Source organism: Pantoea sp. EKM21T, assembly GCF_011800405.1.
Classification (GTDB): domain Bacteria; phylum Pseudomonadota; class Gammaproteobacteria; order Enterobacterales; family Enterobacteriaceae; genus Pantoea; species Pantoea agglomerans.
In genome coordinates, this window is record NZ_JAALFV010000008.1 from 212719 (window position 1) to 226077 (window position 13359).

Consider the following 13359-nt stretch of genomic DNA (forward strand, 5'->3'; position numbering starts at 1 on the left):
GTTCTGCTGGCTCCTGTCCCCATTTCTGCGTAATCTTACCCTCCTGTTTTTACAAATTATTAACTTCTTATGGACGCTTTTTCGTTGCGCGCGCAGTGGACGCTGCTGCTGCTGATCTCGGTATTGCTGGGCGCGGTGCTGCACTATTTTCATGTGCCCGCTGCGCTGTTACTGGGGCCGATGATTGTCGGTGTAGTGATGGGGCTGTCGGGTGCCACGCTGCGAATTGATAAACGGCTGTTCCTGCTCGCTCAGGCCGTACTGGGCTGCATGATTGCGCAGAGTCTGTCGCCTTCGATTCTGGCCCCGCTGATCCAGGACTGGCCGATCGTGCTGGCGGTGCTGCTGCTGACGCTGGCGGCCAGCGGCCTGTCAGGTTTTCTGCTGGTGCGCTTCAGTCATCTGCCTGGCCCGACCGGCGCATGGGGATCGTCGCCGGGCGGTGCAACGGCCATGGTGGCGATGGCGGGTGACTTTGGCGCTGACGTGCGGCTGGTCGCATTCATGCAGTATCTGCGGGTGCTGTTTGTCGCCTCGGCGGCCGCGCTGGTGGCGCGCATCGGACTGGGCGATGAGGCGCACAGCGTCTCGCTGCTCTGGTTTCCACCGCTGAATCATGGCTTTGTTATCACCCTGGTGGTGATGCTGACGGGCGCGTGGCTGGGCACCCGACTGCGCATTCCTTCTGGCGCGCTGCTGCTGCCTGCGCTGGCGGGCGCAGCACTGCACAGTAGCGACATCGCGGTGTTACAGGTGCCGGAATGGCTGCTGGCCGTGGCCTATGCACTGATTGGCTGGAGCGTGGGATTACGTTTCACCCGCCCGATTTTTCTGCTGGCACTGCGCACGCTGCCGCAGATGCTGGCCTCGATCTTCGGGCTGATGCTGTTGTGTGGCGGGCTGGCGTGGATGCTGACGCAAATGCTGGATATCGATCTGATGACGGCCTATCTCGCCACCAGTCCAGGCGGGCTGGACACGGTGGCGATCATTGCGGCGGGAACCCAGGTCAACATGGCGTTTGTGATGGCGTTGCAGACGTTGCGTCTGTTTACCATCCTGCTGACCGGCCCGGCTTTAGCGCGCTTTATTTCACGTTATGCGCGAACGGGAACGGAATGAAAACGCCACCGCATCGCAGACAAATACCAGCAGCGCCAGCCAGATGAAGCCAAAAGTCACCATCTTGTCTGGCGTGATGGTCTCACCGTAAAACGCGACCGCCAGCACAAACATCAGCGTCGGGCCGAGATACTGAAAGAAGCCTACGGTGGAAAGTCGCAGACGGCTGCAGGCCGCCGCAAACAGCATCAGCGGAATGGTGGTTACAATGCCCGCCGCTATCAGCTTCAGGTTGAGACTCAGTGGGTTGGCGGATAAGTGGCTGGTGGCGCTGTCGGCAAAACCAAACAGGTAAATCGCCGCCAGTGGAAACAGCCACAGGGTTTCAATCAGCATGCCGCTCTGCGCATCGACCTGAATCTTTTTGCGCACCAGGCCATACAGGGCGAAGCTCAGCGCCAGGCCCAGCGCGATAATCGGTAACGACCCAAACTGCCACAGCTGCACCAGTACGCCGACGGTGGCCAGCAGCACGGCGAGCCACTGCAAGCGGCGAAACCGTTCGCGCAAAAACAGCATGCCGAACACCACGTTGATCAGCGGGTTAATAAAGTAGCCCAGGCTGGCTTCCAGCATATGCTGATTGTTGACTGCCCAGATAAACAGCAGCCAGTTGCCGCCGATAGTCACGGCCGTCAGCGCCAGCAGCAGCACTTTTTTAGGCTGGCGCAACACGCTGCGAACGCCGGGCCAGCTGCGGCTCAGGGTAATCAGTAACAGCATAAACAGTGCAGACCAGATCACCCGGTGCGTCATGATTTCCGTGGCGGGAACCTGCTTTACCAGTTTGAAATAAGCGGGCGCAATGCCCCAGATAAAGTAAGCGCCCAGTGCAAAGCCAACGCCCTGGCGGGTTTGTTGCGTATCCATATGCGTTCCATTCAATGGCGTGGTTAGCCGATAAGATAGGTGGCGGTAGCCGTGGCGATATAATCGCCCTGTTGATTGTGCAGTTCCACACGCGCCACGGCGACTTTGTTACCGGCGCGCAGCAGGCTGCTGGTGGCGGTGAAGCGTTCGCCGCGTCCGGGACGCAGATAGTCGACGCGCATATCAATGGTGCCCATGCGTGACAGACGCTGGCGCAGATCCGCTTCGCTGATGCTTTCCTGACGGGTTAACGCATTACTGACGCAGACCATGCCCGCCGCCACGTCCAGTACAGACGCGATAACGCCGCCGTGCAGAATCTGCTGCGCCTGATTGCCCACCAGCATGGTTTTGTTATTGAAGCTGATCTCTGCGTAGTCTGCGTCAAGGCGCATCAGTTCCAGGCCCAGCGCCTGATTAAACGGCATGTGATAAACGAAAATTTCGCCGACCAGCTGGCGAGCGTCCTGCTGTGTCAGCACGGGTGATGACATGATGATGTGTCCTGAAAAAATCGGGCCAGAGGGGCGCGGAACATGAATGAGTTGTGTATTCTATGCCGCCTGCGAGGGTGTTTCCAGTTTAAGAAATCAGCACTCATGCTCACTGCCATTTGCGTGTAGAATGGCCTGCTTTTTACGACACCCTTTCAGTTATTCTGATACGCAGCTGCTCACCGGAGAATTATATGCGTAAGCATCGCGCCTTGCTGGCGGCAATGTTGATATTTCCTGCGCTGGCGCAGGCGGATGAAGCCCATATTAAAGAGGTTCATGACGCGCCACAGGTTCAGGGCAGCATTATTGCTAACCTGCTGGAGAAGCATGACAACCCGTTTGTTCTCTATCCTTACGAGAACAACTATCTGCTTTATACCTATACCAGCGACCTCAATAAAGAGGCGATCTCCTCCTATAACTGGGGAGAGAATGCCCGCAAAGATGAAGTGAAATTCCAGCTCAGCCTGGCGTTTCCGCTGTGGCGCGGTATTCTGGGCGACAACTCGGTGCTGGCAGCCTCTTACACCCAGCGTTCCTGGTGGCAGCTGTCGAATAGCGCTGAGTCATCGCCATTCCGTGAGACCAACTATGAGCCGCAGATTTTCCTAGGCTGGGCGACCGACTATTCGCTGGCGGGCTGGACACTGCGTGATGTCGAAGTGGGTCTGAATCACCAATCCAATGGACGAAGCGATCCCACCTCGCGCAGCTGGAACCGCGTCTATGCGCGTCTGATGGCAGAGAATGGTAACTTCCTGGCGGAAATCAAACCCTGGTATCGCATCCCTGAAGGGGCGAACAGCGATGATAATCCTGATATCACCAAATACATGGGTTACTACCGCACCCGTCTGGGCTATAAGCTCGGCGACAATATCTTCAGCGTAGAGGGTAACTATAACTGGAACAGCGGTTATGGCGGCGCGACCCTGGGCTGGAGCTACCCTATCACTGAGCACGTTCGCTTCTATACTCAGGTGTTTAGCGGTTACGGTGAATCACTGATCGATTACAACCATCGCCAGACGCGTCTGGGTGTGGGTGTAACACTTAACGACTTGTTCTAATCCATAACGAAAGACAGGAATCGCGTGGCAACCTCGGCAGTTCTTAATCAGGAAGCGCTGGCGCAGCAGGTATTGCAGGATACCTTCGGCTACCAGCATTTTCGTCCCGGTCAGCAGACGATCATCAATGAGGCGCTGAGCGGGCGCGATTGTCTGGTGGTGATGCCCACCGGCGGTGGTAAATCGCTCTGTTATCAGATCCCTGCGCTGGTGCGCGAGGGGCTGACGCTGGTGGTGTCGCCGCTGATCTCGCTGATGAAAGATCAGGTCGATCAGCTGCTGGCGAACGGCGTGGCGGCGGCGTATCTCAACTCCACCATGACGCGCGATCAGCAGCAGACGGTGATGGCCGACTGCCGAACCGGTCGGGTTAAGCTGCTCTACATCGCCCCGGAACGCCTGATGATGGATAACTTCCTGGACAGTCTGGCGCACTGGCAACCGGCGATGCTGGCGGTGGATGAAGCGCACTGTATTTCCCAGTGGGGCCACGATTTCCGCCCGGAATATGGCGCACTCGGCAAGATGCGTCAGCGCTTCCCGGAATTACCGGTAATGGCGCTGACCGCGACCGCGGATGAAACCACCCGCAACGACATCGTTAACCTGCTGCATATGCAGGATCCGCTGATCCAGATCAGCAGTTTTGACCGCCCCAATATTCGCTACACGCTGGTGGAGAAATTTAAACCCACCGATCAGCTGCTGCGTTACGTTCAGGATCAGCGCGGCAAGTGCGGCATTATCTACTGCAACAGTCGGGCGAAGGTGGAAGACACCGCCGCGCGACTGCAAAGCCGGGGGTTCAGCGTCGGGGCATACCACGCCGGTATCGACAGCGAACAGCGTGGCCGGGTGCAGGAAGCGTTTCAGCGTGACGATCTGCAAATCGTGGTGGCGACGGTGGCCTTTGGCATGGGCATCAACAAGCCCAACGTCCGTTTTGTGGTCCACTTCGATATCCCGCGCAACATCGAGTCCTATTATCAGGAAACCGGGCGAGCCGGACGTGATGGTCTGCCTGCCGAAGCGATGATGCTTTACGACCCGGCCGATATGGCCTGGCTGCGTAAATGTCTGGAAGAGAAAGTGCCCGGACCGCTGCAGGATATTGAGCGTCACAAACTCAACGCCATGGGCGCGTTTGCTGAAGCGCAGACCTGCCGCCGTCTGGTATTGCTGAACTATTTTGGCGAGGGCCGCCAGCAGCCGTGCGATAACTGCGATATCTGTCTCGACCCACCCAAACGGTATGACGGCCTGGTTGAAGCGCAAAAAGCGCTCTCCGGCATCTACCGCGTGGGTCAGCGTTTTGGTATGGGCTATATCGTTGAGGTGCTGCGCGGGTCCAACAATCAGCGTATCCGAGAGCAGGGCCATGACAAACTGCCGGTCTATGGACTGGGCAAAGATCAGAGCCACGAACATTGGGTGAGCGTGTTACGTCAGCTAATCCATCTGGGGCTGGTGACGCAGAACATCGCTATGCATTCGGCTCTGCAGCTCACCGAAGCGGCGCGCCCGGTGCTGCGCGGTGAAGTGCCACTGATGCTGGCGGTGCCGCGTTTGATCACCGCAAAAACAAAAAGCAGCAGTCCGGCGAAGTTTCACGGTGGCAACTACGATCGCAAACTGTTCGCCAAGCTGCGTAAGCTGCGAAAAGCGATCGCCGATGAAGAGAATATTCCGCCTTACGTGGTGTTCAATGACGCCACACTGATAGAGATGGCAGAACAGATGCCGGTCAGCGCGTCCGAGATGCTCAGCGTCAACGGCGTGGGTCACCGCAAACTGGAGCGCTTTGGCAAACCTTTCCTGGTGATGATCAAAGAGCATCTTGATGATGAAGAGTAAAGGACACTGATTATGCTGATGTTATTTGCCACTGTGGCGCTGGTGCATCTGGTGGCACTGATGAGCCCCGGCCCCGATTTCTTTTTCGTGTCACAGACTGCCGCCAGCCGCTCGCGCAAAGAGGCGATGATGGGTGTACTGGGCATTACGCTGGGCATTGTGGTCTGGGCGGGTGTGGCGCTGATGGGGCTGCATCTGATTCTGGAAAAAATGGCCTGGCTGCATCAGATCATCATGGTCGGCGGTGGACTTTATCTGTTGTGGATGGGCTGGCAGCTGATGTGCTCGGCACGTCAGCGTCACAAACAGCCGCAGCAGGATGAGCCGGTGGTTGCGTTGCCGAAACGCGGCATGAGCTTTCTCAAAGGCCTGCTGACGAACCTGTCGAATCCTAAAGCCATTATCTACTTCGGTAGCGTCTTCTCGCTGTTTGTTGGCGACGATGTCGGTTCGGCGGAGCGCTGGGGTCTGTTCCTGCTGATTGTCGGTGAAACTTTTGCCTGGTTTACCCTGGTGGCGGCGATTTTTGCGCTGCCGTGGATCCGCGCCAAGTATCAGCGACTGGCGAAATGGGTCGATGGCATGGCCGGCGTACTGTTTGCCGGTTTTGGTATCCACCTGATTCTTTCGCGTTAAACACCGTTTCAGCCCTTATGCCGGAGTGCGCGTTGCGCCTCCGGCAGAAACCTCCCTTGCTGTCGCTTCCTCCAGAGAGTTTGCTTGTGTGACGGATGTCACATTCCAGGGCTCAGGGAGTTTTGCTGTTGCAACCGCAGATAAATCGTCACTCTTTATTAATCATTCATATCCATATCTCCATTAAAGTCGGGAAGCAGGCGCAACGTTTATGGAGAGGATGATGAGAGTGAAGTTCATATTACTGATGTTGATGACGGCCTGTATCAGCGCCTGCGCCTCGCCGGATGCCGCCCGCAACCCTGCGCCAGAGCCGGGCCAGACCGATGAGGTCACCTCGATCCTGATGCAGACGCTGCCCGATGTCGATCAGACGCAGGGCGAAAGGATTAGCCGGATCTCTGCGACGTTTCTCGGGACACCCTATGAAGCGGATACGCTGATCGGTTCTTCCACGCGTCCGGAAGCGCTGGTGATCAATTTCAACGGTGTGGATTGTTACACGCTGCTTGATTATGTGCAGGCGCTGAGCCGCAGCCACGATCGTGCCAGCTTTGAGGCTAACCTGATTCGGACCCGCTACGCTGGCGGTGAGGTCAGCTACCGGAATCGTCGCCACTTTTTCTCCGACTGGTTTGCCGATAGCCCGCGCAATGCCGATGACGTGACCCGCACCCTTAGCCCGGATACGGTGACGGTGGTGAAGCATCTGAATCGTCAGGCCAGCGGAGCAGAACAGGTGCCCGGTCTGGGTGTGATTGCACGTCGTATCACTTACATTCCGGCCCGGGCGATCACACCGCAGGTGCTGAACCAGATTCAGACCGGCGATTACGTGGGGGTTTACGCCACCAGTCAGAGCCTGGATGTTACGCATGTGGGGATTGCTGTCCGGCATGATGGCCGCTTATGGTTCAGGAACGCCTCTTCGCTGGCCGTTAATCGAAAAGTTGTCGATGCGCCGTTCAGGGAATATATGCGCTCGAAGCCGGGCATCATTGTGTTGCGTGTGGTTCCACTGACAGCGCCGTAGCGGCGCCAGGGAAGAAGGGATAATCTTTCGCGCCGAATTCGGCGCGTCAGACGTTAAGCGATTTTTCTGGCGCTGGCGAGCAGCGCGCCTACCGCCATAAACAGCCCGCCAAAAATGCGGTTCATTAACTTCATCTGTTTTGGTCCCTTAATCCAGCCCGCAATCCGCGTTGCCAGCGTGGCGTAGCCAATCATCACGATGATATCGACCACAACGGTGGTGACGCCCAGCACCAGATACTGCATAAATAGCGGCTGATGCGGCTGAATAAATTGCGGGAACAGGGCGGCGAGAAAGACGATACTTTTCGGGTTGGTCAGGTTAACCAGCACGGCGCGTTTGAACAGGCGACGACGCGGCATCGCTCTGGCGACTGCATCCAGATCAATGCCACCCGCTGAGCGCCACTGCTGAATACCCAGCCAGACCAGATAGGCCGCACCGGCCCATTTCAGAATCTCAAACGCCAGCAGCGACTGAGAAAACAGCGCGCCCAGACCGATGCCGACCAGCACGATATGCAGCGCCAGGCCGACCTGCAAACCGGAGATAGAGGCCACCGTGCCGCGATAGCCGTGGCTGATACCGGTACTCATGGTGTTGATTGCGCCGGAACCGGGCGACAGGCTGAGAATTGTAGTGGTAAGCAGATAGGTCAGCCACCATTCGATGGTCATGGGTCAGGCTCTCTTTAGTAGCGGAATTGTGACACAATACGCCAGAAATAAGCGCGGCGCTACGGCCTGCGCATGGCATTCAGGACTCTGTATCCGGTCATCAGGAGGGCGAATGAATCAACACAAAGCCAGCTGGCTGCGACGAGAAAAAGCCTTTGCTGCCTTCGCTACCGGGCCACTGCTCGATTTCTGGCACAGCCGCGAAGAGCTTGAGTTTACCGGCGTGGGTAATCTGACGCTGCGCTACGTCCGCTTCACATCACCGCAACACAAGCGTGTGATCCTGATTGTGCCGGGACGCATCGAGAGTTACATAAAATATCCTGAGCTGGCGTACGATCTGTTTCACTGCGGATTTGATGTGGTGATCCTTGACCATCGCGGTCAGGGGCGTTCCGATCGCCTGCTGGAAGATTCACACCGCGGTCACGTGGCGGAATTTACCCATTATGTCGACGACCTTGAAACGCTCTATCTGAAAGAGATTATCAGCGGTCACTACCAGCAGCGCTATGCGCTGGCTCACTCCATGGGCGGCGCAATCTTAACGCTGTTTCTGGCGCGTCAGCCGCAGGCGTTTCATGCGGTCGCGCTGGTGGCGCCGATGTTTGGCATTGCTTTACCGTTGCCCTCTTTTCTGGCCCGTCGGATCCTGGACTGGGCGGAGAAGCGTCCGGCCATGCGCGATGGCTATGCGCTCGGCACCGGCCGCTGGCGTGCGCATCCGTTTGGCATTAACCGGCTGACGCACAGCACCGAGCGTTACCGGCGAAATCTGCGCTTTTATGCGGACGATCCGGCGATTCGCGTTGGCGGGCCAACCTACCATTGGGTACGTGAAGGCATCCATGCAGGTCGCAACATCATCAGTCAGGTCGATAAGATCACCACGCCACTGCTGCTGTTACAGGCCAGCGATGATCGGGTGGTCGACAATCGTTCGCAGGACCTTTTTTGTGCCGCGATGGCAGCGGCGGGTCATCCGTGTGAGGGCAATAAGCCACGGGTGATCGACGGTGCGCGTCATGAGATCCTGTTTGAAAAGGATGAGATGCGCGCCGAAGCACTCAATGCAGTGGTCGACTTCTTTTCCTCGCACCACTGACGTTATTTATCCGACCGGTTAAGGCCGGCAGAACCAGATACCCGAGGTTTTCATGTATCACATCGTTGCATCCGATCTGGATGGCACGCTGCTTTCTCCCGAACATCGTCTGACCCCTTTTGCGCGTGAAACGCTGCAGCAGCTGGTCGCGAAAGATATTCACTTTATATTCGCCACCGGCCGTCATCATATCGATGTCGGACAGATGCGCGACAGCCTGGCGATTCCGGCCTATATGATCACCTCAAACGGCGCGCGCGTGCACAACGCCGAGGGCGAACTGGTGTTCAGTCATAATCTGGATGAGGATATCGCCAGCGATCTGTTTGGCCTGCAATATCATCACAGCGATATTCTGACCCACGTTTACCGCGACGATGAGTGGTTTGTCAGCCGCTCAAGCCCGGCTGAGCAGGACTATTTCCGCGAGTCGGTGTTCAACTATCAGGTCTATGAGCCGGGTCTGCTGCCAACCGATAATATCAGCAAGGTCTTTTTCACCTGCGAAAATCCCGAGCATCTGATCCCGATGGAACAGGCGATTGAAGCGCGCTGGGGCGATCGGGTTAACGTCAGTTTCTCACTGCCTACCTGTCTGGAAGTGATGGCGGGCGGCGTGTCGAAAGGGCATGCGCTGGAAGCGGTCGCGAAAACGCTGGGCCACTCACTGGAAAGCTGTATCGCCTTTGGCGACGGCATGAACGATGTGGAGATGCTGAGCATGGCGGGTAAGGGATTTATCATGCAGAACGCCCATCAGCGGTTGAAAGATACGCTGCCGGAGCTGGATGTGATCGGTTCAAATGCCGATGATGCCGTGCCGCAGACGCTGCGCACGCTCTATCTTGCTTAAGCCGTCAGCGCAAAAAAAGGGCCGGATATCCGGCCCTTTTTTATTGCCGTCAGGCAGGGGTCTTTTTGTGTTTGTGTTCGCTGACCATGGTCAGTAACAGCAGGATAACCGCCAGCACACAGCCAGCAATCATCACCATGAAGCCGCCGTCCCAGCCGAAGTAATCGACGGTGTAACCGACAATGGCGCTGGCCGCCACCGATCCACCCAGATAGCCGAACAGGCCGGTGAAGCCCGCCGCCGTCCCCGCCGCTTTTTTCGGGGCCAGCTCCAGCGCGTGCAGACCAATCAGCATCACCGGACCGTAGATCAGGAAGCCAATCACAATCATACAGGCCATATCGACGCCAGGATTGCCCGCCGGGTTAAGCCAGTAGATCACGGTCGCGATGGTTACCAACGTCATAAAGAACACCCCGGTCGCACCGCGATTACCGCGGAACACTTTGTCCGACATCCAGCCGCACAGCAGCGTTCCGGGGATCCCCGCATACTCATACAGGAAGTAAGCCCAGGACGATTTATCCAGCGTGAAGTGTTTTACTTCTCTGAGATAGGTCGGCGACCAGTCGAGAATGCCGTAGCGCAGCAGATAAACAAATACGTTGGCCAGCGCGATGTACCACAGCAGCTTGTTCGGCAGCACATATTTCATGAAGATCTGTTTAGCCGTCAGCTCCTCCTCATGGCTGGCATCGTAGTCGGGCGGATAGTCGTTTTTGTACTCTTCAATCGGTGGCAGACCACAGGATTGCGGCGTATCGCGCATCAGCGCAAAGGCCAGAATCGCAATGGCGATGGCGCCAAATGCCGGCATATAGAGTGCCGCTTTCCAGTCGTTGAACCATGCCATACCGAGCAGGAACAGCAGAGGCGGAATACCGCCGCCGACATTATGGGCGCAGTTCCAGACCGAAACGATCCTGCCGCGCTCTTTCTGCGACCACCAGTGAACCATGGTACGTCCACAAGGTGGCCAGCCCATGCCCTGGAACCAGCCGCAGATAAACAGCAGCACGAACATCACCATAATGCTGGAGGTGGCCCAGGGAACGAATCCCATGATCAGCATCACTGTCGCAGCCAGAATCAGGCCTGCCGGTAAGAAGACGCGCGGGTTTGAGCGGTCAGAGACCGATCCCATGATGAATTTTGAAAAGCCGTAGGCGATGGAGATGCCGGATAAGGCAAAACCGAGATCGCCACGTGAAAAACCCTGCTCTACCAGATAGGGCATGGCGAGTGCGAAGTTTTTTCTGACCAGATAGTAGGCGGCGTAACCAAAGAAGATCCCGATGAAAATTTGCCAGCGCAGACGACGGTAGAGCGGATCAACGTGATCCTCCGCCACCTGCGGCTGACGTGGTGCAGGTTTAAAAATGCTCAGCATCAGTGAGGCCCTCCAGGGCACATTATGGTTTTTAATTCCCAGCAGGTTGGAGCAGGAAAAGAGCAGAAGAAAATGGACGCAGAATGTTCCATTTCGCGCAAAGAATAGTGTTAGTTGCGCAACGTTACTGTGATGAATGACACATTTGTTACACTTTTATTACATTCTGGAGCGGAAGTGATCATGCGATGGATCATTTCGCGCATTTTATCTGGCTGAAAGATCTTTATGCAGACAGTTATGTCAGGAAGCGAAAGCCCTTTTCCGATGGCTATTCTGATCGCCTGGTTTGTAATCAGATGTCAACCAGATTTCACAGCCTGATGGCAGCACATTGTTTACACTGACGGCCTGTTAATTTCGGGGTCGTCACCGTGTTTTTATTGATTATTACCACCATTCTGTGGGCCTTTTCGTTCAGTCTGATTGGCGAATACCTTGCCGGGCAGGTAGACAGCTGGTTCTCTGTACTGATGCGACTGGCGCTGGCTGCGCTGGTATTTTTACCTTTCCTGCGCTGGCGTGGTCATCGCCCTTCAACGCTGTTGCTTTACATGCTGGTCGGGATGCTGCAGCTGGGCGTGATGTATCTGCTGAGTTTCGAAGCCTATCTCTACCTTAGCGTGTCGGAATTCCTGCTGTTTACGGTGATGACGCCGCTTTATGTGACGCTGATTTACGATCTGATCAGCCGTCGTCCACTGCGCATCGGCTATATCTTCAGTGCACTACTGGCTGTGGCGGGTGCGGCCATTATTCGCTATGACAAAGTCAGCGATCATTTCTGGTTTGGTCTGCTGTTAGTGCAACTGGCAAATATCTGCTTTGCGGCGGGAATGGTGGGCTATAAGCGTCTGCAGGAGACCCGCCCGATGCCGCAGCACACGGCCTTCTCCTGGTTCTATCTGGGTGCGGTGTTGATTGCGGTGATCGCCTGGTGTGCCTGGGGCAATCCACAGAAGTTGCCGACCACCTCATTGCAGTGGGGCATTCTGGTCTGGCTGGGCATTGCGGCTTCCGGTCTCGGCTATTTTATGTGGAATTATGGTGCGACCCAGGTCGATGCCGGCACGCTGGGCATTATGAATAACATGCACGTTCCTGCCGGGCTGCTGGTGAATCTGGCTATCTGGCAGGAGAAACCGCACTGGCCAAGCTTTATTGCGGGCGCACTGGTGATCCTCGCCTCGTTGTGGGTGCATAAGCGCTGGGTGGTGGGGCGCAGTGACCGATCATAAACAGGGCTGTTGCATGGGTGCGGCCTCCCGGGCTGGCGCGTCCGATCGCGAAGGAATCTCACATCCCTGTGGATCGGCCGGGCCATCCCTGGCCCGGACGCTTCGCTCTTCAGACGCGCCAGCCCTGGAGACTTAACAGCATCATCGCAGTTGAACCAGGGGCTCAGAGCGAATATGAAGGAGGGGATGGAGCGCTGAAACGTAGAGCATTCGCGATGGAGCTGGCGTGTGCGATCGCGAAGGAATCTTCCAGGATGGTTCAGAAATGCTCCCGGCGCTTTTTTCCCCTGCGACGAAGGCTCTACCGATGACCCGCTTTCACTCCCCAGGGCTGGCCTGGTGTTGCTGATTAAAAAGCCATGAAGAAGCTTAAGGGAAGAGGTGGCGCAACTGAGGAGCAAAGCGTCCGAGCCAGGGATGGCGAGGCCGTGCTGCATGGATGCAGGCTTTCTTTGCGATCAGATGCGCCACTTCTGACCACGCAGGTACCCGAAGCGATCAGCCACAGACGTTAAGCAGGCTTTTCACTCTTAGGACGCTGAATCATCGCCAGCCCTTTCAGGAAGTTACGCAGAATCTGATCGCCGCATTCGCGATAGTTCTTATGATCAGGTTTGCGGAAAATCGCACCAATCTCAGCCTGTGAAACGGTAAAATTCACGCGTTTCAGTACATCAGGAATGTCGGTGGTTTTCAGATCAAAAGCGATACGCAGCTTTCTCATGAAGATGTTATTGGTCATCTTGCGCTCAATCGACGGCGCGGGCGCATCTTCACTTTTGCCGCGACGGTAGAAGATCAGGCCATTCAGGAAATAACCCATCAGCACATCGGGGCAGGGACGGAACGCAGCATCGTCATCTTTTTTCAGCCACGCCTGAATATCCGCCAGCGGCACGTCACATTGCGCCAGCGCAAAAATCTCCACCATTTTGGCATCGCTCAGGTTGAGCATATAGCGCACGCTGCGCAGAATATCATTGTTAGTCATGGTGAAATCTTCTCGTGGTCAGT

The 13359-nt window shown here is 56.4% G+C and carries 13 protein-coding genes; 8 read left to right on the forward strand and 5 right to left on the reverse strand.

The features are described 5' to 3' along the window. Nucleotides 1-69 precede the first annotated feature (69 nt). Entirely contained in the window at nt 70-1122 is a 1053-nt protein-coding gene (locus HFD87_RS17630; protein WP_163762580.1) for an AbrB family transcriptional regulator, read from the forward strand. On the opposite strand, the gene rarD is transcribed toward HFD87_RS17630, so the two are convergent. Beyond that, nucleotides 1093-1992 carry an EamA family transporter RarD gene (rarD, locus tag HFD87_RS17635; protein ID WP_033767569.1) on the reverse strand — a complete coding sequence of 300 codons (900 nt, stop codon included), beginning with the start codon at nt 1990-1992 and terminating at the stop codon, nt 1093-1095. The two genes, HFD87_RS17630 and rarD, sit on opposite strands and share 30 nt — an antisense overlap. Before the next feature lie 23 nt (nt 1993-2015). After that, the gene (locus HFD87_RS17640) at nt 2016-2486 is read right to left on the reverse strand and encodes a thioesterase family protein (protein ID WP_010257304.1); all 471 of its coding nucleotides are present in this window, start codon (nt 2484-2486) and stop codon (nt 2016-2018) included. A gap of 194 nt (nt 2487-2680) precedes the next feature. On the opposite strand from HFD87_RS17640, the gene pldA reads away from it, so the two are divergent. The 4 genes from pldA (at nt 2681) to HFD87_RS17660 (ending at nt 7082) form a co-directional block, all read left to right on the forward strand. Then, nucleotides 2681-3559, forward strand: coding sequence for a phospholipase A (gene pldA / locus HFD87_RS17645; RefSeq protein WP_010257301.1), 879 nt, complete (start codon nt 2681-2683; stop codon nt 3557-3559). A gap of 24 nt (nt 3560-3583) precedes the next feature. After that, on the forward strand, nt 3584-5413 hold the full coding sequence (recQ, locus tag HFD87_RS17650; protein ID WP_010257299.1) for an ATP-dependent DNA helicase RecQ: 1830 nt from the start codon (nt 3584-3586) through the stop codon (nt 5411-5413). A gap of 12 nt (nt 5414-5425) precedes the next feature. Beyond that, the gene (rhtC, locus tag HFD87_RS17655; protein ID WP_010257296.1) at nt 5426-6049 is read left to right on the forward strand and encodes a threonine export protein RhtC; all 624 of its coding nucleotides are present in this window, start codon (nt 5426-5428) and stop codon (nt 6047-6049) included. Nucleotides 6050-6272: 223 nt separating this feature from the next. Further along, a complete protein-coding gene (locus HFD87_RS17660; protein WP_181955689.1) occupies nt 6273-7082 on the forward strand; it encodes a DUF1460 domain-containing protein in 810 nt (269 codons plus the stop codon). A 53-nt stretch (nt 7083-7135) separates the two neighbouring features. On the opposite strand, the gene rhtB is transcribed toward HFD87_RS17660, so the two are convergent. Beyond that, nucleotides 7136-7759, reverse strand: a complete 624-nt coding sequence (gene rhtB, locus HFD87_RS17665) for a homoserine/homoserine lactone efflux protein (RefSeq protein WP_010257290.1) — start codon at nt 7757-7759, stop codon at nt 7136-7138. Between the two features lie 112 nt (nt 7760-7871). Here rhtB and pldB point away from each other — a divergent pair, with 112 nt between their 5' ends. Continuing rightward, complete coding sequence (gene pldB, locus HFD87_RS17670; protein ID WP_033785774.1) at nt 7872-8864, forward strand: lysophospholipase L2; 993 nt, start codon at nt 7872-7874, stop codon at nt 8862-8864. 52 nt (nt 8865-8916) lie between these two features. Next, a complete protein-coding gene (yigL, locus tag HFD87_RS17675; protein WP_010257286.1) occupies nt 8917-9717 on the forward strand; it encodes a sugar/pyridoxal phosphate phosphatase YigL in 801 nt (266 codons plus the stop codon). A gap of 49 nt (nt 9718-9766) precedes the next feature. On the opposite strand, the gene glpT is transcribed toward yigL, so the two are convergent. Continuing rightward, entirely contained in the window at nt 9767-11107 is a 1341-nt protein-coding gene (gene glpT / locus HFD87_RS17680; protein WP_010257284.1) for a glycerol-3-phosphate transporter, read from the reverse strand. Between the two features lie 374 nt (nt 11108-11481). Between glpT and HFD87_RS17685 the strand changes: the two genes are divergently transcribed. Further along, complete coding sequence (locus HFD87_RS17685) at nt 11482-12345, forward strand: carboxylate/amino acid/amine transporter (RefSeq protein WP_124890408.1); 864 nt, start codon at nt 11482-11484, stop codon at nt 12343-12345. A gap of 511 nt (nt 12346-12856) precedes the next feature. Here HFD87_RS17685 and HFD87_RS17690 read toward each other — a convergent pair. Further along, nucleotides 12857-13336 (reverse strand): DUF1456 family protein, encoded by a 480-nt coding sequence (locus HFD87_RS17690; protein WP_010257278.1) that lies wholly within the window; start codon nt 13334-13336, stop codon nt 12857-12859. Nucleotides 13337-13359: the final 23 nt, after the last annotated feature.